The sequence below is a fragment of the Paraburkholderia sp. GAS334 genome, from assembly GCF_050436625.1.
In the GTDB taxonomy this organism is placed as follows: Bacteria; Pseudomonadota; Gammaproteobacteria; order Burkholderiales; family Burkholderiaceae; genus Paraburkholderia.
In genome coordinates, this window is the sequence record NZ_JBNDMO010000023.1 from 65,659 (window position 1) to 82,698 (window position 17,040).

A 17,040-nucleotide genomic window follows, 5' to 3' on the forward strand; every position below is an offset into this window, starting at 1 on the left:
TGCGACTTGGATGCTGGTCCGCATCATTTTGTTTGCCGGCCGTTGCGACTTCGTTCAGTAAGCACGTGCTAACGACGACCGCGACCACTAGCGTCGCTATCTCTCTTCCAGTGCGTGGCGCGCGCGTTGGCTCGTTTGGCCGTCATCAAACGTTCAAGCCTCCAGGCAACTATGTTACGACCGGCACGTCATATCGGTGACCCGTCAAATTCCCCACCCTGACTCCGCCGTGAAAAACCGCGCTGCTGCTCAACGAGCGGCCGCACCAATGTCGCGGATGCCTCGCGGCGCCAAGGAGATACGCATGTCGACGAAGTGCATTGCTCTCTCGAACAACGACATTATTCTTGTGGCATGGACTTTCGAGCGCAAGCTTTCAAATTGCGTTGGGTTTGATGTACGACGCATCGACGCATCTCAAGTGAATCGAGAAAGCAGTAGCCCACAGGGTGTATCGCTGCCCGCCATGGCCGGCTTTCCCAGCAACCCGAATTCGGGACAATCCGGGCAGACAACCGCACAGGGCCCAATCCAGAAGTTTTTTTGGAAGGACCTGTATGCAAAGGATGCGCACACCGAAGGCACCTACGTCTACCAAATCATTCCGCTTCAAGGCACATTCAGCAAAGATGCACCACCGAAACTGGCCGACCTCGCAGGCGCTGACGTCCTCTATTCAAATCCGGTCAGCCTCACGGCCGACCATGGTCCGCAAGACGACTCCGAAGCCATCAAATGCTATTTCAATCGCGGAATCCTCGCGACGCAGGCTGTGGCGCGACAGCTTCCGAAGAGCAAGTCCGATTTGCCCGATTCCGGCGCTCTATTGAAACGCATTGCCGACGTCAATGACCCGCTTCGGAAGTCGTTGGCTGGCGACCTCGTAACGGTGCTTCCATCGCTACTGGTCGAGGCGAAGACACACGGCGGAAGCTGTTACGGTGCGCTGTATGAGCTTGCCGATAAAGAACTCGAAGCGTCTCTGGTTGGCAACAAGCAATTGCACCTGATTTTGTCGAACACGTTCGACAGCACGACTCACGATGACGACAAGGAGAATGCACCGGCTCGCGAAGCGCTCCACCATTCGGGTGTCGATGTGACAGACCGGATGCTTCCTGACGGTAGCCATATCGGACACAATAAATTCATGCTCTACGTCGATGCCCACGGCAAGCCGACAGCCGTATTGACTGGCTCGACCAACTGGACGTCGACAGGGCTTTGCGCACAAACCAATAACAGCATCGTGTTGCGCTCACCGACGCTAGCAAATGCCTATTCGACGTATTGGGACGAGCTGAAGAAAGACACATTGGACGCCGGAACAGACCCTCATGCATTGCAGGGCGAAGCGTTCCGGACGGAAAACGCGTCCCCCATCGCGGTGCAGATTCCAGGCGCGAAGAAGGCCACCATCTGGTTCTCCCCGAATATGCCCCAGAAGAACAAGGCGAAGGGTGTCACGCCGCCGGACATGGCGGATGTGTATGCCCGAATCGAGAGTGCGAAATCGGCGGTGCTCTTCCTGGCATTCGACCCAGGTCAACCGAGCATCATCGACGCCGCGGCGTCTGCGCAGGAGCAGAGCCCCAAGCTGTTCATCCGGGGTGCACTCACGAACGTCGACCGCGCAAGCAATTTCGTGATTGACCTTCACAACAACAATTCCAATCCAACCGACCCCGCCCAGGTAATTCCCACCGAAGGTGTTAATGACCCGTTTGGCGTCTGGGAAAAGGAACTCGCAAGGGTCGGCCATGCCGTAATCCACGACAAGATAGTCGTCATCGACCCGTTCGACCCTGAGCTCTGCACCGTGGTGGTTGGAAGCCACAATCTGGGCAACAAGGCGTCGTCCACCAACGACGAGAACCTCCTCATCATCGAAGGGAATGTCAGCCTGGCTTGCGCATACGCAGTCCACGTGCTGGATGTGTACGACCACTATCGCTGGCGCTACCTGCTGGCACAGCATGGGACCAAGGATAGCTGGCAAGGGTTGCATGAAGACGACTCATGGCAGGACACCTACTTCTCGGCAGCAGGCCAACCGAACAACGCTGAGCTTGCGTTCTGGCTGGAAGCGTCTGCGCGTGCGACGGGAGGCCAACCAGCCGCCAAGCCCAAGCGGGCAGCTGAGTTGGACGCGTAACCTGCGCCGAAGCGCTGAATAGCGAGACTTACCGCCCTCGTTTCGACCAATTTCGCTCTTGCTATCAACCCTACACTGTTTTCGTGGGAGTCAATCACGAGCCCATACGCGGTCTTCACCGCGTTGTTTTGAACCGTACCGTTGATAGCAGCTCAGACAGTTCGTCGAGGCAGTAGACAGTGAAAGCGAGGAGTAGTAGTAGCGGCAGAAGCAACTTGCACTTGAATCGACGTGCATGGAAAGCAGTAAAGGTTTCAGCAACATGTAAACGAAGGACCAAGGCTTTGAAGCAGCAGTAGCGTTGTTCGGTGAGAACATGTCCGCAGGCGTCCACGCGCGTGCACAACGTCTCCCATCCTGTCAGGCCCTGTTCCCCCGCGGAACGGGGCCTTTTTTCATCAACCGAGCAAGGTCGCGCCGTGTGCCAGTGTCGGGTTGGACGTTTCGAAGTCCGCCGGTTTCGCGACATTTGCTTACACAATTCACATTCCCGAGGTCCACGACGGCGACAGCGGGCGCGTTATATTCGCCAGCATCAAAAAGGGATTGCTTCGACGAACGACTCGTTGAGCGCAACGCCAATGTGGTCACGAACGCGGCTGCGATTGAAATCGCGATAGCAACCCCAACATCGCACCAACACACAACAGACAGGTATCAAAGATGAAAGCTGTTAGCAAATTCGCGGTCGCTATTGCAGCGCTAGCACTCGCAGGCGTCGGAACGGCAAATGCGGCTGGCTGCATCAAGGGTGCAGTCGTTGGAGGCGTCGCCGGACACTATGCTGGCCATCATGCAGTCGCGGGCGCTGTCGGCGGCTGTATCGTCGGCCATCATCTGGCGAAGAAGCATGCCGAAGAACACGCCGCACAGCGTCAGACAGCGCGCGTGGAGTAATGCTCAAGAACATATTCGCTCGTCCCGCCGTTCAAGCCTGTCTTGATTGTTGCTTGCCATCATGCTTGCAGGGCACGTCCAAGGCCGCCTGATTCGCCTCCAGCGCATCTGCAGTTTTTGATAAACAGCCTAAGCTTCGGCGGCGATACAGAAAGCTATCGAAAGTAGGTAGAAGTCAACATGTCGAGTAAATCGCGAACCCGCAAACATACCCAGCCGGCGATGCCACCGTTGCTGCGTGCGCTGACCTATAGCCGCGCCGCGCACGAGCCGGTTACCCAGGCGATGCTTTTGCAGTGCTACACGGCTCTCGATGCATTCCGCCGCGGCCATGGGTCGCGAGACCTGTTTGCGACCTTGAGCCAGCATGTGCTGGTTGCCGAGGAGCTGTGTCGTCTCGGGCTCGCGTCGGACCAACTCGCTGACATTGAAAGCGCACATGCAGCTATGGTCCACCTCAATGCCGCGGAACATCACGATGACAGCTGGATGTTCGGGAACAGCGAGTATTTCCCCGTTTGCGCAGCGCTCGCAGTTCTGGATGCGCAACTGTCCATAGCCTCTCTTGAAGAGATTGCGAAGGCAGAAGCAAGGGTGGTCAAGGGACTGATTCGAGCAGAACAGAAACAGGCCACTGCCGAAGCGTCGATGTAACGGCCATACGACAAGGGGCAGTCCTCCCTCCCAGTTGAACGAGCGAGAGAGCTCCGGACTGCATGCACCGGAGCTGTTGCAGTCAATCGGTGGTCTTCGTATGTAAGCAGAACAATTGCTCAGCGAAAAGGCGTCTGTTTGGACGTACCTCTCGCTACCCGCGCAGTTCTCAGCTGCTCAATCGGAGATATATGTACAAAGGCATACTGGCCGCATTATTGGTCGCAACTACGGTCTTCGCCCTACCTACGGAGGCCAGCGCGCGGACGCGCATGGAATGCCGGCGTGTTTGGGTGCACGGGCACCTCGTTCGGAGATGCAGGCCGTTGCCACCACCCAGGCACCATCATCATCGGCCGCCTCCGCATCGTCGACCGCCTCCAACAGTTCCGCCACTTCCACCGCTTCCACCGCCGCATCAATAATCGTTTGTCGGGGGCGTCCGATGTGCGGGCGCACTATCGCTTCCGCTACTTATAAGGAAGCAGATGTGCGGAAATGGACGCAGTCACCTACCCGGGAATCGCTAACTTCTTCGACCCTTTCTGGGCGTTCGATAAGGCGGTTTTCGCTGAGGGCGCGCTCACCGGACAACAGAAGCAAATCATCGCGGTAGCCGTAGCGCTGACAACTCAATGCCCCTACTGCATCGAACTGCACACCAAGGCCGCCCGCGATGCCGGCGCCACCGATGAGCAATTGGCCGAAGCCGCGCTTGTGGCGGCGGCGATCCGCGCAGGGGGTGCCGTTACTCACGCTACGCACCTGTTCAGGGACTGACACCGCCTGGCGGCGGGACTTGACTCAAAGTAAAGCTCTACCCTGGTACATCAGCACCAGTTAATTCGATGCCGGGGGCGTGCACGCGCACGTCTCACGGCTTTCCTCTCGGATCAGGTAGTAGGCACGTTGCTCGTCGACAGTTCCGAACCGTCGGCAATAAACCAGGTATCTGGAATTTTTACTGCACCATCCCGGTCGAAAAACCCTGAATTTTCCGAACTGCGACTCAGCATTGCGCGCTCAAGTGGCACATGCTGCGGGCTTCGCTCTATCGCAAACACCTCGCTGCTCGGCTCGCCGCATGGCGTAATTTCACCGACCTGCCCCAAAATCCGCCGTTTTCTGAGAAACCACGCGTCCTTTACGCTTTTGCCCCTTCAACGCGTCGACGTGACAGAGCCGTTTCGCCCAGTCGGCGGCGACTGGGCATTATTTACAATCGTCCTGATGCGCTCCGAAGTACGAACTCCAATCTGCGCGGCGGTTGGATCGTCGAGCAACAGATGATTGCTGTGTACGAATCACCCCGTGCAGAGCGGCGACGATTCTTCAACGTCATCGATAAATGTAGCTCCGCGACCAGGGGATCGTGTCGGCCGGGCGTCGCGACTTTTGGCATACGATCTGGTAGATGGACACGTTGTCCATGGCAAACGCCTGTGCGCACCCGGCCAGATAGACACGCCAGATCCTGTATCTGGTTTCCCCCACCATCTTGCGGATGAACTCGGTATTTGCTTCAAAGCGCTCGGTCCAGTTGTCCAGTGTCTTCACGTAATGCCGTCTCAGATTCTCAACATCGAGTGCTTCGAGACCGCCGGCCTGCATCTCTATCAAAGCAAATGAAAGATGCGGCAGTTCGCCGGCCGGAAACACGTATTGGTCGATGAACGATCCGCCACCCAGCGGCGAGTCGTCGTTGTCGGGGTCAGTCGATGTGATGCCATGGTTCATCGCAACCCCGTCGTCCGCCAGCAGTGCGCTCATGGTCGAAAAGTATCCTTCAAGGTTACTCAGTCCGACGTGTTCGAACATGCCAACGCTCGTAATTCGATCAAAGCTACCGGTCACGTCCCGGTAGTCTTGGAGTCTGATCTCTACCAAATCAGACAGGTTGGCGTCCTTGACGCGCTGGCGCGCAAATTCATACTGCTTTTCGGACAGCGTGATACCCACGCAACGCGCCTGGAACCGTTGCGCCGCGCGGATGACGAGCGCACCCCAACCACAGCCGATATCCAACAGAGTCTGACCAGGTTGAAGCCGGATCTTCGAAAGTATGTGGTCAATCTTTTTCACTTGCGCCTCGTCGAGACTCTCGTCTCCATTCTCGAAATAGCCGCATGAGTACACCATCTGCTTATCGAGCCATAGTCGATAAAATTCATTCGATACGTCATAGTGGTACTGGATCGACTCCTTGTCCTCCTTGCGCGTATGCGAAAAGCGCGTGAGAACCTTCGCTGCAATGCCGGCGTCCCCGGTTGGAAGCGACGCCAGCTTGTAAGCTACATCAATGATGTCGGCGATCTTTCCCTCGAGGTCTATGCTCTGTTTCACGTACGCCTCGCCCAACACGTCCAGACTGGGATTGAGAAACGCGCTGACGGCTCCAACATCGTTGACGCGAAGTTGCACGCGCGGCTTATGGAACGTACCGAGGTCGTAACTACTGCCGGACCATAGTGTCAGACGCACAGGCACATTCAACTCCGTTCGAATACGTTTTGCCCAGGCGTCCAATTTTGTACCGATTACCTTGTCAAGCATAGATTCAACCTCGATGTAAACTCGCTGATTCGATCAGCGTTCGGATAAGCGGTAACGATGGACAGATATCCGTCGGACGGTCTCATGGCCGCAAGAATTGGCGACGACCTTTACCCATCACCCCCACTTTTGGTCAGCTTCTGCTACGCGCCGTGCCGACCTCACTGAAGCGTGATTCGCCGTCCGTCAGCATGGCGCGTAGGTGGCCCGCATCCGCGAAATCGGAATGCCGGCCTACGGAATCCAGGAGCACCATGACGACGGGACGTCCCCGGATCGTCGTCTGCATCACCAGACAGACTCCCGATTCGTTGATGAACCCCGTCTTTTGTAAGCCGATGTCCCAACGGGGGTCGCGGATCAGGATATTGGTGTTGTGATAACTGAGAACGGCTTTTCCGGTACTCACCTGATAACCAGGATCGGTCGAAAATTCGCGGATCAACGGGTATTGATAAGCAGCCTCGACCATCTTCACCAGATCGCGTGCACTCGATACGTTGAGCTTCGACAGGCCGGCCGGGTTTTCGAAATGCGTGTCCGTCATGCCGAGCGATTTGGCTTTCTGGTTCATCGCTGCGATAAAGGCCGGTCGTCCGCCCGGATAGTAGCGGGACAGCGCCGCCGCGGCGCGGTTCTCCGACGCCATTAATGCGATGTGCAACATGTCTTCACGCGACTGCATGGAGCCGACCGACAGACGCGAGCCGGTGTGCTTCTCGAAGTCGCGATCTTCGTCGGTGACCTCGAGCGGCTCGGACAGCGGCGCCTTCGAATCGAGCACGACCATCGCCGTCATCAGCTTCGTGACCGACGCGATCGGTACAACGGCCTGGGAGTTCTTGTCGACTAGCGGCTCCCCGGTAGTCTGGTCGACCATGTAGGCGATGGTCGAGCGCAGCGCAGGCGCCTGTTGCCCTTCTCGCACGGTGAACGGACGGCTGCTCAGCGATGTGCGCGCATCAAAGGCGACATCGTCAATCGATTCCAAATGCGCACGGCGACCGTTCTTCGACGCGCGCACCGCTGCGCCAGACACCTTCTGTGCGTCCGCCAAGTTAGCGTGCATCGCCGCAACGTCAACATTCTTATTCGCGGCCGGCTCTGCGCTGGCGTCAAGCGGTGCGGTCGCAAGCGCGACTGCGATGACCATCGAAGAAAGTAAGACGCGCGGCATGACGAAAAGCGCGATTGCGCGCATCGCCTCTAGCGGGGAGAACAGATCTGTCTTCATCGTTCTTCGGTTAGTGAGATGAATTGACTTCATCTGAATAAACTCATTGACTGGAACGCAAAACGGAGGCGGGATACAAATGGCTGATGGTCGCCTCAAACGTCGCTTGCGAAAACCGGCCGAGATGACGCTCTAACAGTCGCCCCGACGCATCGTAAAAAAGCGTGGTGGGGTATGCGGTCGTATCGGTAGCCCTGGCAACGCTGAGTTCGGGGTCGAACAGCGAATTAGCGATGTGCAGATTCAGCGCCTCCATGAATGCATCCACGGTATCGCGCCGCTCCCCCTGATTGACAAAGACAAGATCCAATCCCGGGTATCTTGCCTGGGCGCTCGCAAGGACCGGCATCTCGGCCTGGCAAGGAGCGCACCACGTTGCCCAGAGATTGATGACGAGCGGTTTTCCGTCACGGGGAGCAAGCGCCTGCGTGGTTCCCGCTTCGTTGACAAGTGACGCAGTGGGCACTGCGGCGGAATGGCTTAAACGAGTGGTCGCCGTGCTCGTCGCCCCCCACGTCGCCAGTCCCACGACGGTGGCAATAAGCAACGGTCGTCGAATACTCCTGCGCCGCATGAGGATGAACGCGATGACCGCGATGCCTGCCGCGACCCCGGAGAATGTATCGAAACCGGCGTCGCGAAAATCGACCATCTTCAGGAAACTACCGTTGTAGCTGGGCAGATAGTGCAGAACAAACGATATGCGTGCAGCGATCAATCCGATGATCGTGCTGGTAAAAATAGCCGGCTCGATGTCTTTGCTCTTCTTGTCAGAGAGGTAGCCCGCAAAAATGGCGGCCACAATGCTTAAGAATAAAATAGCCAGGCCAATTGGGAGAGAAACAGGTCCGATGTTCATGCAGTGGAATCCTTCGGCTTTTAGAGAGCAACGAAGCCAGGATACGACGTAGGTCCGATATGCGTGATCGCTTGTTTCTCGAAACCGCGTCGAGCGGAGCGGGCTCTTGAAATAAATTGCCCACGCCGATTGCCCCTCACTTGACCGGCGGGAAGTCCACGTCGGTGTCGTTGATGCGGTTGAAGGTGTTCGTGAAGATCGTCAACGCGATGGCCAACGTGATTTGTACCAGTTGCGCATCGGTATAGCTGGCCGCCTTGTTGATCGCCGCGAACTCGTCTGCGCGGATCGTGCCGCTGGGCTGCCGCCAGTGGCCTTCTTGACCTGGGCATAGACTTCGGCGGTGGCGCCGGTGGCAGAGGCGATATTGGGTACGGTGATACGGCTCACTGTGATACTCCTTTGTCAGGTGAGGTGGGAGCCGCCACTTTATTCCGATGCGCTGAGCCCGGGGAGAGCCTTTAGGCTCAAAGAAATGCTCTTTCGTCTCATCGCAGGATCGCAATCGCGCAGGCCAGCCCAGTCAATCATTCTCCGACGGAATAACTCTTATGCTTACAAGCGCATAATTCCGTTCACGCGACAAAGATAGAATTCGTCGAATCGTATTCGGTCTACTTTGCAGGATTCGATATGCTCGTATTGTTTACCAGCGCCTCTGGCGCCTACGGCAATGGCAATGGCTATGAATCGTTTTTGACATTCGGCCTCGGCGGCGCTCCGATCCTTTCGTCCAGCAAAAACCTGCGCATCGTCAATCTTCGCAGCATCAGCTCCATGTCCAAAACGACGGCCTCTCTGTGTCATGAGTAGACACGATCGCGTCCTCGTTCTCCACCCGTAGGAAACGACCGGAAATCCTCTCGTGAGATGCCACCACCGCTTCTGCTGCGTACGGCCTGTGGGTCATCGCTGAATCTCAAAGTCCACTTCATGCTTAACGGCTTTCAAAGACGGGCAGGCGCCGCGGCGCAGATCGTCGCGCTACTCGTTTCCTGCCTCGTTCTTTTCGACACTGCGGGTGCTGCACGGGCGGCGGACGATTTCCTCGATCCGGCCGTTGCATTCAAATTCAGCGCGAGCGAACAGCCGGGCGAAGTCGACGTGCACTTCAAGATCGCCGACGGCTACTACATGTACCGCCGGCGCTTTGCGTTCGCGACGCGCAACGGCACTGCAACGCTCGGCGATGCGCAGTTGCCGGCCGGCCACGTGAAGTTCGATCAAACGTTCCGGACGAACGTCGAGACCTATCGCGGCGACCTCGTCGTTCGTATCCCCGTCGGGCAGGCGGCGGGCGCTTTCGATCTGGCGGTTACCGGGCAAGGCTGCGCGGATGGCGGGATCTGCTATCCGCCGATGGAGCATGTGTATCGTGTGAACGGCGCGGCATTGCACGCGGGCGACGCAGACTCGGGCGCGACGTCGGCGCCCCGCGCATCGGACGGTCAGACGTCCTGGTACGCGCGCACCACGAGTGCCGACTACGCGCAGTCACTGCTCGAGGGGGGCGGTTTTCTGGCCACCATCGGGCTGTATTTCATCGCGGGCATCGTGCTGAGCCTGCTACCCTGCTCCTATCCGATGATTCCGATTCTCTCGGCCATCATCATCGGTGAAGGCGCGCGCGTGACGCGGGCGCACGGCCTTGCGCTGTCGTTCGCTTACGTGATCGGCATGGCGCTCGTCTATACGGCGCTTGGCATTGCAGCGGCACTCGTCGGGCAGAGTCTCGGTGCGTGGTTGCAAAACCCGTGGGTATTAGGCGCATTCGCCATTCTGCTGACGGTCTTCGCGCTCACGTTGATCGCGGGTTACGACATCGCCCTCCCGCAGCGCTGGCAGAGCGGCGCTTCGAGCGGGTCGCAACGGCGCTCCGGAGGCAAGCTCGCGGCGGTGACGGGGATGGGGGCGCTGTCGGCGCTCGTGGTTGGCGCATGCATGACCGCGCCGCTATTTGCGGTTCTCGCGTTCATCGCGCACACGGGCAGCGCTATCCTGGGCGGCGCGGCGCTGTTCGCGATGGGCCTTGGCCTCGGCGTGCCGTTGCTGATCGTCGGTCTTGGCGCGGGCACGCTGCTGCCGCGCGCGGGGGCATGGATGGACGGTGTGAAGGTGGGCTTCGGCATCTTGCTGCTGGCCGCGGCGCTGTGGATCGTCTGGCCGGCGCTGGGCGCCGCTGCGCAAATGCTGTCGAGCGCACTCTGGCTGCTCATCGCCGCCGCCGGATTGGGCCTGTTTTCAGGGTATGGCGGCGCAAGCTCGGTGTGGCGCAAGCTCGCGCGCGGCATCGGCGCAGCATGCGCGATCTGGGCAGCGGTGCTGCTCGTGGGCGTCGGTGCGGGATCGTCGGACCCGCTTCGCCCGCTCGCCCTGCTCGCCGCGCGCGGCGCGGGTGCGGGCACGGGTGCCGGGCTGGCCGCCACCCAGCAAGGCGAACTCACCTTTGCACCGGTCCGTTCATCAGATCAGCTCGACCAGGCGGTGCGAACTGCCGCAAGGCCCGCAATGTTCGATTTCTACGCGGACTGGTGCGTGAGCTGCAAGGAAATGGAGAAATTCACGTTCAGCGATCCGCGTGTGCAGGCTCGGCTGCAGCAGATGGATCTGCTGCGGGCAGACGTCACGGCGAACAACGCGGACGATCAGGCGCTGCTCAAGCGTTTCAAGCTGTTCGGCCCGCCCGGCATCATCTTCTTCGATCGAAGCGGGAATGAGGTGCTGCGTGTCGTCGGCTATCAGCCAGCCGACGTCTTCCTGCGCAGTCTGAACCATGCGGCAGCGTCACAGCCCCAGTCGTAACCTGGCTCGCGACGTGTACGCGCTTCCGTTCGCGAGAGCAGTCATTGAAGTTCGGCGACCGGTATGGCCGTCGATGCGGATCAAAAGCAGGCTCGTAATCGGGAGCTCGCGTGGCTGGCGTACGACGTCGACGACGGCACGGGATTTGGCCATAGTCGCACGACATTCGCCCGACGCGTCCGACCAGCCGATTGCCCTCTAGGGACACTGTTCAGAACGACATGAGCGGCGTCAGATTGACGATGGAGCGGCGCGTTGCACGCGACATATTGCAAAGCTGCGCCAATTCGGGGAGGGTCCACGGACGCGCAGGCTTGTTGAACATCGCCGTCAGGGCGGGCGCGAGGCGTGGATGGGTGGTCAGCGCCTACAGGCCGAAAGGCGCTGCGTTCGATTCGCTAGCCATACGGAATGTCAGCGTGAAAAGCGCCGCTGAAAAGGCGTTGAGCGTCGCATGGCCACCCAGGCTAAACGTGGTCGATTCTGCGCGCATCAACCCGACCAGGGTTGCCAACTGGACAGCAGTCGAATTCTGCGTTGACGCATCGTCTTGCGCTGATGCGCGCACCACGAGCGTGGCGGGGAAATAGTTGCGCATCAAGCGATCGTGCGGGCGCGAGGACGAAGCGGCCGCAGAGCATATCCAGGCGCTCGCCGGTTCCAGCGTTTTCACTGAGTACCACGTTCAAGTTCTCGCGCGTGCGGGCTGGCGAGGGCGCCGCGCCGCTACTGTCGTGAAGGACGTGCTCCGAGCCGTGAGGCAGCAGCACTATATCACCCGCCGCGAGATGTTGTGGCGCACCACCGCCCGGAATCTCTAGTATGGCCGCCCCGCCAAGCACGACGTGATAGGGCATCTCTCCGGCATTGGCGCGATCGTAGGCAACACGCCACGGCGCGCCATAGGAACAGCGGATTTCGAGTTGGCCGCTGACGGGCATCATGACGAGCAGGCGGCTGAGCCAATCCAGGGGGCTGACATAACGATCCTTGCAGTGATACGAATGAGCATTTTATTGAGTCGGAAAGGCCTAATCAAGCTCATCTGATCGGCTTACAGTGAAGACTCCTAACCCACCTGAGAAGGGAGTCACACCATGAGCCGTATCGCCATCCCCGCCGTCGCGTCCGCCACTGGCGCCACTGCTGAAGTCTATGCCCAGGTCAAGAAGGCCATCGGTAGCGTCCCCAATCTGTTTGCTGCCGTGGGCGCGCTGACGCCTGAAGTGCTCAAGACGCTCCTGAACGCTGAAGGCGTGCTGGCTGCGGGCACGCTGAGCAAGCGGGACCTTGAGACGGTCAAGCTGCTGGTCAGCGAACTGACCGGCTGCGACTACTGCGTGGCCGCACACACGATGCTCGGCAAGATGACGGGCCTTTCACCGGAGACGCTCCAGCTGATCCGTGCCGGCCAACCCATCGGCGATGCGAAGCGCGACGCGCTCGTTCACTTCGTGAAGAACCTGCAGCAAACGAGCGGCACGATCAGCGCTGCAGAGTTCGCGGCGATCAAGGCGGTCGGTTACACCGATGCGCAAATCGTGGAAATCACGTTAGCCATTGCGTTGACGGTGTTCACCAACTACTTCAACCGCATCAACGACACCGACTTGGACTGACCGCCGGTCAAGTAACGTGTGACAGGGGTGCGCGATTTCTTTCCAGAGCCCACTCCTTCAGCTATCAGTTGCGATCCGGACGAGTCGCTGCACGGGATTCGGGAAAGAGCGTCCCATGCTTCCGAGCGGGTGAACCCGCTCGGAAATGGCCTCAGAATCCGACAGTGGGACCCACTGCCGCGACGCGAAGACACGCTGCGTCGAACGGAAGCGAAAGGTGATCCGTATGCTGAATATTTCGTCTCGCCATAGTCACTTCATTTTTGGCGTTCTTCAAGCGGGACTGACTAGTGCAATCGCTGCCGCTATCGCAAGCATTCCGTTCGCCAAAGGTGGCATGTTCGTACAGCATTGGTTGATGTCATGGAGCATTGCATGGCTGACCATGCTGCCGGTTGTCGTGGCGGCGGCGCCATTCATTCGCTGGCTCGCGGAGCGAATTGCGAGGTAAGCGTGGTGCTCCGGGACTGGCTTGCGCAGTCGATGACACCTGTTCGCTGCATTCTGCTTCGCACGCAAGCTGGCTGTCCGGCATCGCCGTCGCGCTGGCCAGCAACCTCATCAACAATCTCCCGGCGGGCCTGATTGCCGGCTCTGCCGTTGCGACCGCCCACGTGCCGAGTTCGGTCGCGAGCGCGATACTGATTGGGGTTGACCTGGGGCCAAACCTGTCCGTCACAGGTTCGCTCGCCACGATTCTCTGGCTAACGGCGCTACGACGGGAAGGTATCGACGTAGGCGCCTTCGCATTCTTGATCGGCATAGGGGGCAGCTCAAGGCTGCGCCCCTGCCACACCACCCGGCATGCGGGTCCGCACCGGGCGGTTCGAGAAGTTGAGGTCATGTGAGTCGGGGAAAGCCAAGCGCGTCGAAGTATTCAACCGTGAGGATACGATTCAGTCCAGCGTCGCTATGCCGCCACCAGTGTCCCGCGCCTCCCGCCATGAGGACGGCCAACTCATGAGGTGCACCAAGACTGCGGAGACGACTGTAGACAGTCGTCCCTGTACGCCAGTGCTGGAGTTGGATGGCCCGGAGACGGTGGCGTATCCATGAATCCAGATTTTTGAATATCTGCGGGGTTTGCGCCAGACGGAAGTAGGACTTCCAACCCGGTAGGTATTCCCGCATCTGTTCGGCAATCTGAGACATGCCTCGGCCACCGACACGTCTGGTGATGACCCGGATACGCTGCTTGAACGTGTCGAGCGCCTTTGGGGCCACGGCAACCTTGACGGAGTCTCCGGTCCACCGCCTCAGGCAGTAGCCAAGGAACTTTCGTCCGAACACCGGACCCACTTGGGTTTTCTTCTCGTTCACACGCAGATGCAACCGCTCATACATCGTGCGCATCCAGCCCAGAACTCGCTGTCCCGCTTTCTGGCTGCGAACGTATGCGTTGCAGTCGTCAGCATAGCGGGCGAAACGATGTCCGCGCTGTTGCAGCGCCCGGTCCACTTCGTCCAGCAGCACGTTGGCCAGTAGTGGCGACAGTGGGCCGCCTTGCGGCGTCCCCTCATCGCGCGCCACAACCACGCCATTCGCCATGATCCCAGCTTGCAGATAGCGCCGAATCAACCGCAGCACGGTCTTATCGGAGATGCGCTTCGCCAGTCGGTCCATAAGGATGTCGTGATTGACCCGATCAAAGAATTTCTCAAGGTCAACATCAACCACCACCCGGTAACCTTCCTGCGCATATCGCTGTGCTTGGAGCACCGCTTCGTGCGCACTTCGGCCCGGCCGGAAGCCATAGCTGAACTCCGAGAATGTCGGATCGATCAACGGTTGCAGGACTTGTAGCAGCGCTTGCTGGATAAGCCTATCGGTGACCGTTGGTATCCCAAGCTCTCGCGTGCCACCGGTCGGCTTCGGAATCGCCACGCGACGAACGGCCTGCGGCCGATACGTCCCGCCAAGGAGTTCCGCCCGAATGTGTGGCCAGTGAGTCTTGAGATGTTCTACGGTCTGCTCGATGGTCAAACCATCAACGCCAGCACTTCCCTTGTTGGCCTTGACGCGTTTCCACGCCTCGCATCCAGCATGGTGTTCACAAGCTCGGCATCCGGACGCGTGCCTATTGACCAGCTGATGACCAGCCCATCGAAGCAGTCGATGACGGGCGACAGATATACCTTGCCAGCCGGGATCTGGAACTCCGTAATGTCGGTGAGCCACTTCTCATTCGGGGCTGCCGCCTGGAAGTCGCGGTTGATGAGGTTCTCCGGCGCAGGGCTGATTTCCCCCAGGTAGGAGCCGTAGCGACGCCGCCTCGTGGTGGCAACGGCCAGGCGCTCCTGCTTCATCAAACGCCGCACGACTTTCTCCGAGATGAAGACTTGCTGCCGGCCGAGAGCCGCCCGAATCCGACGATAGCCGTAGCAACGATGATTGAGCTCGAAGATGCTCGTGATGGCACGACGCACGTCAGCAAACTTGTCAGAGACCCGTAGCCGTGCCCGGTGATAAAAGTAGGAGCTGCGGGCAAGGCCTAGTCCGGCAAAGAGTTCTGACAGCGCGTAGGTTTGTCTCAGGGCATCAACCAGCAACGTCTTCTCCCGATTGGTCAGGAGCTGCGGGTCGAGGCCCAGGCCTTTTTTTAACAGTTCATTGGCCTTCTTCAAAATGTCGTGTTCGAGCTGCAATTGCCGGATGTCGCGTCGAAGCGATTCGACTTGCCGCTCCAGCTCTGCCCGCTCAGGGGCTTGCGGCGAATCGTTGTGGCGTTTCATGAATGCCGGAACCTCACGACCGAGTAGCTTATTTTTCCAGTTGTATAACGTCGGCCTGCTTACGCCTATCCTTCGAGCAACCACTTGCGCACTTTCCTCTCGAGTGCACAGCTCGATGACTGCCGCCTGCTTCAATTCTCGAGGCTGAGATACGCCGCCAGCTTTGCCGACAGTGCGCTTCCTGGTTTCAGGGCGCAGTTCATCAAGCCAGGCCGCGAGTGTCCCGCGCCCCGGATATCCCAGTGCTTTCAGGGTGGCTGCAAGACATTGACCATGGCTCAGATAGTGCTCGACGGCCGCCTTCTTCTGTTCGGCCGAGTACTTCGGCCTCGAACGCACATAGCCAGCAGGCAGATCATGGCATTGTTCATATTCCCGATGCCAGCTTTTGAGAGCATTCTTTGTCGGGTAACCTAACTGACGAATGGTAGCTGCGATGCGTTTTCCGAGTTTTATGTAGAGCTTAACCGCTCGGATGCGGTCTTCGTACGAGTACATGGACTACCTCCAAGTAGTCCAAGTTTTCCGCCGCACCCCCAAATTCGGCGCTAGCAGAATCAACGACACGGCTAGCGGCAATTGTGAACACCAACAGCGGAAGCCCACACTCGTGGTTGCTCACCGGCCTGGCCCACTGCAGCAACGATGACTGCGATCGACGATGACCGGCTCCCGGCTTCTGCGCGATTGTCCTTGCCCGAACCCTTGCGATTGCAACGTGCGCGACGGACATAGCCGACGTCAATGCCGAGCTCTGCGTTCGGTTTTGTCGTCTCGCACCACCGGCGCACAGGTCGAGCGTACTGTATCGATTTTCCGATGGTCACGGTGTGATTGCGGATGGTTACATGATTGTCGCGACCTGACGTGGGTAGCAAAAGGTCCATGACGCGCCTGGCTTGCCGATAGGGCATCGTGGCGCCAAGCTCCGCGTGCAACCATCTCAGTTCAGCGGTGCTTGCCTCCGTCAAATAGTCCTTGAGCGGAAAAATATCTCCCGAACCGTCAGCACCACAATTCCAGGCCTTCCATCGTTCGCGGCAATAGAAAACCTTTCCGAGCGCGGTCTTCAGCTCCGAGCAATGGCTATCGTGCAGGCGACGCTGTACGCCGCAGTCCACACAGGATCTACGCGATGCGCAAAAGCGTTCGATCTGCTCGACAACAAAAACTTGCTGCACACAATTGAGCAATGACTTGCCTTCGGCGAGTGACAGTCCCACGTCTCCGGGTATCTGGTCTTCGATGGGTCTGTGAAACCGCATGACCTCAACCCGCTTCACCACACTCCCATCGCCGTTATCGAACTCAAGAACGATCGTGCATCTCATGACGGCTCCTAGTCTCGTAGTCAGGGAGACGACACCCTTTCGTGCGTCCGTCTCCCAGCCTTTTTAACGGCTTCCACCAACAGCATTAAGCTTCATCTTCCAGAATCCTGTCACCGGAACATATTCAAACTCATACTGACGCTTCATCGGTATCGGCCACCTGTCTCATACAACATCCTCGTATTGGCCTCGAACTTGATTGCC

14 protein-coding genes and 4 pseudogenes are annotated in these 17,040 nt (G+C 58.8%); 10 read left to right on the forward strand and 8 right to left on the reverse strand.

What is annotated here, in order from left to right:
- Positions 1-304: 304 nt before the first annotated feature.
- The 5 genes and pseudogenes from P3T21_RS29900 to P3T21_RS29920 all read left to right on the forward strand — a co-directional run.
- Positions 305-2,155: a phospholipase D-like domain-containing protein gene (locus tag P3T21_RS29900; protein WP_429259558.1), complete on the forward strand. Its 1,851-nt coding sequence runs from the start codon at positions 305-307 to the stop codon at positions 2,153-2,155.
- 663 nt (positions 2,156-2,818) lie between these two features.
- Complete coding sequence (locus P3T21_RS29905; protein WP_429259559.1) at positions 2,819-3,052, forward strand: hypothetical protein; 234 nt, start codon at positions 2,819-2,821, stop codon at positions 3,050-3,052.
- A 180-nt stretch (positions 3,053-3,232) separates the two neighbouring features.
- Entirely contained in the window at positions 3,233-3,706 is a 474-nt protein-coding gene (locus tag P3T21_RS29910) for a hypothetical protein (RefSeq protein WP_429259560.1), read from the forward strand.
- A 498-nt stretch (positions 3,707-4,204) separates the two neighbouring features.
- Positions 4,205-4,486 carry a carboxymuconolactone decarboxylase family protein gene (locus tag P3T21_RS29915; protein ID WP_429259561.1) on the forward strand — a complete coding sequence of 94 codons (282 nt, stop codon included), beginning with the start codon at positions 4,205-4,207 and terminating at the stop codon, positions 4,484-4,486.
- Positions 4,487-4,701: 215 nt separating this feature from the next.
- Positions 4,702-4,824: pseudogene (locus P3T21_RS29920) on the forward strand (IS6 family transposase); the annotation flags it as partial.
- A 220-nt stretch (positions 4,825-5,044) separates the two neighbouring features.
- On the opposite strand, the gene P3T21_RS29925 reads toward P3T21_RS29920, so the two are convergent.
- The 4 genes from P3T21_RS29925 to P3T21_RS29940 form a co-directional block, all read right to left on the reverse strand.
- Complete coding sequence (locus tag P3T21_RS29925; protein WP_429259562.1) at positions 5,045-6,259, reverse strand: class I SAM-dependent methyltransferase; 1,215 nt, start codon at positions 6,257-6,259, stop codon at positions 5,045-5,047.
- 133 nt (positions 6,260-6,392) lie between these two features.
- On the reverse strand, positions 6,393-7,493 hold the full coding sequence (locus P3T21_RS29930) for a serine hydrolase (RefSeq protein WP_429259563.1): 1,101 nt from the start codon (positions 7,491-7,493) through the stop codon (positions 6,393-6,395).
- 43 nt (positions 7,494-7,536) lie between these two features.
- Positions 7,537-8,352 (reverse strand): prolipoprotein diacylglyceryl transferase family protein, encoded by an 816-nt coding sequence (locus P3T21_RS29935; protein WP_429259564.1) that lies wholly within the window; start codon positions 8,350-8,352, stop codon positions 7,537-7,539.
- A gap of 136 nt (positions 8,353-8,488) precedes the next feature.
- Entirely contained in the window at positions 8,489-8,857 is a 369-nt protein-coding gene (locus tag P3T21_RS29940; RefSeq protein ID WP_429259565.1) for a hypothetical protein, read from the reverse strand.
- A gap of 128 nt (positions 8,858-8,985) precedes the next feature.
- Between P3T21_RS29940 and P3T21_RS29945 the strand changes: the two genes are divergently transcribed.
- On the forward strand, positions 8,986-9,165 hold the full coding sequence (locus P3T21_RS29945) for a hypothetical protein (RefSeq protein WP_429259566.1): 180 nt from the start codon (positions 8,986-8,988) through the stop codon (positions 9,163-9,165).
- Between the two features lie 120 nt (positions 9,166-9,285).
- Positions 9,286-11,154: a protein-disulfide reductase DsbD gene (gene dsbD, locus P3T21_RS29950; protein ID WP_429259586.1), complete on the forward strand. Its 1,869-nt coding sequence runs from the start codon at positions 9,286-9,288 to the stop codon at positions 11,152-11,154.
- Positions 11,155-11,621: 467 nt separating this feature from the next.
- Here dsbD and P3T21_RS29955 read toward each other — a convergent pair whose 3' ends face one another.
- Positions 11,622-12,098 (reverse strand): cupin domain-containing protein, encoded by a 477-nt coding sequence (locus P3T21_RS29955; protein ID WP_429259567.1) that lies wholly within the window; start codon positions 12,096-12,098, stop codon positions 11,622-11,624.
- Positions 12,099-12,251: 153 nt separating this feature from the next.
- On the opposite strand from P3T21_RS29955, the gene P3T21_RS29960 reads away from it, so the two are divergent.
- The 3 genes from P3T21_RS29960 (at position 12,252) to P3T21_RS29970 (ending at position 13,621) form a co-directional block, all read left to right on the forward strand.
- Positions 12,252-12,773, forward strand: a complete 522-nt coding sequence (locus tag P3T21_RS29960) for a carboxymuconolactone decarboxylase family protein (RefSeq protein WP_429259568.1) — start codon at positions 12,252-12,254, stop codon at positions 12,771-12,773.
- Between the two features lie 226 nt (positions 12,774-12,999).
- Positions 13,000-13,224 carry a DUF2798 domain-containing protein gene (locus P3T21_RS29965; protein WP_429259569.1) on the forward strand — a complete coding sequence of 75 codons (225 nt, stop codon included), beginning with the start codon at positions 13,000-13,002 and terminating at the stop codon, positions 13,222-13,224.
- Positions 13,214-13,621 carry an ArsB/NhaD family transporter gene (locus tag P3T21_RS29970; RefSeq protein WP_429259570.1) on the forward strand — a complete coding sequence of 136 codons (408 nt, stop codon included), beginning with the start codon at positions 13,214-13,216 and terminating at the stop codon, positions 13,619-13,621. The genes P3T21_RS29965 and P3T21_RS29970 overlap by 11 nt, the downstream gene beginning before the upstream one ends.
- Here the strand turns inward: P3T21_RS29970 and ltrA are convergent.
- The 3 pseudogenes from ltrA to P3T21_RS29985 form a co-directional block, all read right to left on the reverse strand.
- Positions 13,614-14,807: pseudogene (ltrA, locus tag P3T21_RS29975) on the reverse strand (group II intron reverse transcriptase/maturase); the annotation flags it as partial. The gene P3T21_RS29970 and the pseudogene ltrA sit on opposite strands and share 8 nt — an antisense overlap.
- Positions 14,807-16,003, reverse strand: a pseudogene (locus P3T21_RS29980) (IS3 family transposase); the annotation flags it as partial. The pseudogenes P3T21_RS29980 and ltrA, both read right to left, overlap by 1 nt.
- Before the next feature lie 92 nt (positions 16,004-16,095).
- Positions 16,096-16,836, reverse strand: a pseudogene (locus tag P3T21_RS29985) (ISKra4-like element ISBusp5 family transposase); the annotation flags it as partial.
- Between the last annotated feature and the right edge of the window lie 204 nt (positions 16,837-17,040).

What these genes read in the sequence shown, in the direction of transcription:
- P3T21_RS29900 (WP_429259558.1), top strand. Translation starts at nt 305, where the DNA reads ATGTCGACGAAGTGCATTGCTCTCTCGAACAACGACATTATTCTTGTG.
- P3T21_RS29905 (WP_429259559.1), top strand. Translation starts at nt 2,819, where the DNA reads ATGAAAGCTGTTAGCAAATTCGCGGTCGCTATTGCAGCGCTAGCACTC.
- P3T21_RS29910 (WP_429259560.1), top strand. Translation starts at nt 3,233, where the DNA reads ATGTCGAGTAAATCGCGAACCCGCAAACATACCCAGCCGGCGATGCCA.
- P3T21_RS29915 (WP_429259561.1), top strand. Translation starts at nt 4,205, where the DNA reads ATGGACGCAGTCACCTACCCGGGAATCGCTAACTTCTTCGACCCTTTC.
- P3T21_RS29925 (WP_429259562.1), bottom strand. Translation starts at nt 6,259, where the DNA reads ATGCTTGACAAGGTAATCGGTACAAAATTGGACGCCTGGGCAAAACGT.
- P3T21_RS29930 (WP_429259563.1), bottom strand. Translation starts at nt 7,493, where the DNA reads ATGAAGACAGATCTGTTCTCCCCGCTAGAGGCGATGCGCGCAATCGCG.
- P3T21_RS29935 (WP_429259564.1), bottom strand. Translation starts at nt 8,352, where the DNA reads ATGAACATCGGACCTGTTTCTCTCCCAATTGGCCTGGCTATTTTATTC.
- P3T21_RS29945 (WP_429259566.1), top strand. Translation starts at nt 8,986, where the DNA reads ATGCTCGTATTGTTTACCAGCGCCTCTGGCGCCTACGGCAATGGCAAT.
- dsbD (WP_429259586.1), top strand. Translation starts at nt 9,286, where the DNA reads ATGCTTAACGGCTTTCAAAGACGGGCAGGCGCCGCGGCGCAGATCGTC.
- P3T21_RS29955 (WP_429259567.1), bottom strand. Translation starts at nt 12,098, where the DNA reads ATGATGCCCGTCAGCGGCCAACTCGAAATCCGCTGTTCCTATGGCGCG.
- P3T21_RS29960 (WP_429259568.1), top strand. Translation starts at nt 12,252, where the DNA reads ATGAGCCGTATCGCCATCCCCGCCGTCGCGTCCGCCACTGGCGCCACT.
- P3T21_RS29965 (WP_429259569.1), top strand. Translation starts at nt 13,000, where the DNA reads ATGCTGAATATTTCGTCTCGCCATAGTCACTTCATTTTTGGCGTTCTT.